Source organism: Vibrio sp. IB15, from assembly GCF_016406055.1.
Classification (GTDB): Bacteria; Pseudomonadota; Gammaproteobacteria; order Enterobacterales; family Vibrionaceae; genus Vibrio; species Vibrio chagasii.
On sequence record NZ_JAEFCE010000143.1, the window covers coordinates 1 to 1,286 of the forward strand.

At 40.9% G+C, this 1,286-nt stretch carries 1 protein-coding gene and 1 pseudogene; one reads left to right on the forward strand and one right to left on the reverse strand.

Annotated features, from left to right (window positions below; translation table 11 throughout):
* Positions 1-280, reverse strand: a pseudogene (locus tag JC606_RS23125) (IS110 family transposase); the annotation flags it as partial.
* 100 nt (positions 281-380) lie between these two features.
* On the opposite strand from JC606_RS23125, the gene JC606_RS23130 reads away from it, so the two are divergent.
* Positions 381-1,154 carry a class I SAM-dependent methyltransferase gene (locus tag JC606_RS23130; protein WP_198779542.1) on the forward strand — a complete coding sequence of 258 codons (774 nt, stop codon included), beginning with the start codon at positions 381-383 and terminating at the stop codon, positions 1,152-1,154.
* The last annotated feature ends 132 nt before the right edge of the window (positions 1,155-1,286 follow it).

Here is a 1,286-nt window from a genome sequence, read left to right on the forward strand (position 1 = left end):
CATTAAGGTCGTTCTTTCCCTTAGTTCGATAAGGAACTACGTATTTAACGGCCATGATACGGGCGTCGTGACCCAGTTTATTGAGTGTTCTGCCCAATAATGTGCACCACCACACGCTTCAACGCCTATACGCATGAGTGGCATATTTGCTATTGTAGTCAGCAGTTTAGAGCGAGTTACTGACTTATGAAGTATGACCTTACCGTTTTGGTCTATGGCATGAAGACTAAAGTGGTTTTTTGGCTAGGCCGATACCGCAGAAATAAGAATAATTAGAAATAGTGCCTCCGGTGCAATTAAGTACCACATAAGTTTGGCAGATCCTCGGTAGGGGGAATCCATGTCATGCGTTAGGCTGCAAAATTAATATACGGAAAAAAATGGATTATTTGAGTATAAATAAAGAAGCATGGGATAAAAGAACCAAGGTACACGTTGAATCGGAGTTCTATGATATCGCATCATTTAAGAATGGTAGATGTTCTCTAAATCCAATCGAGCTAAAACAAGTAGGAAATGTTCAAGGAAAGTCTCTATTGCACCTACAGTGTCATTTTGGTCAAGATACCTTGTCTTGGGCTCGCTTAGGTGCAGAGGTCACAGGTGTCGATTTATCTGCTAATGCAATCAAGCATGCTAATTCACTAAAAAAGGCTTTGGATTTAAAAGCGGATTTTATTGAAAGTGATGTTGTTCAATTTGGTCATGAAAATAAGCAACAATTCGATGTCGTATTTACTTCATACGGTGTGTTGTGTTGGCTACCCAACTTAGTTGATTGGGCACAGACTATTGCCAAGTCACTAAAAGTCGGCGGGGAGTTTCACCTAGTTGAGTTCCATACGTTTCATGACTTGCTATCTGGCTACTCGTATTTTCCGGATAGAGCGCCTGACGTTGAAGAGGGCGGCACTTATACAGAAAACTGCGATGGTACAAAATCAACTACGGTTACTTGGTCTCATCCAATAAGTGAGGTTGTAAACGCCTTAATCGACACAGGTTTAAAGATTGAGTCTTTCTCTGAGCATCCATATAGCCCATATAACTGTTTTGATGATTTGGAGTCAGTACCAAACTTGGGATACCAAATGTTGTATAAAGGTCAACAGATTCCTTTGTTATATTCAATCAAAGCGCGAAAAGTCGCCTAACAATTTGTTCAAGCAGACAGCTAACAGTTGGCGATTTTGGTTTGGATTGAGTGTAGTGGTGGTTAGCTGCTACTTGACAAGGCGTTGATATGACCCCCACTGTCAATTAAAAACGTAGAAGTTTCTGCTCCC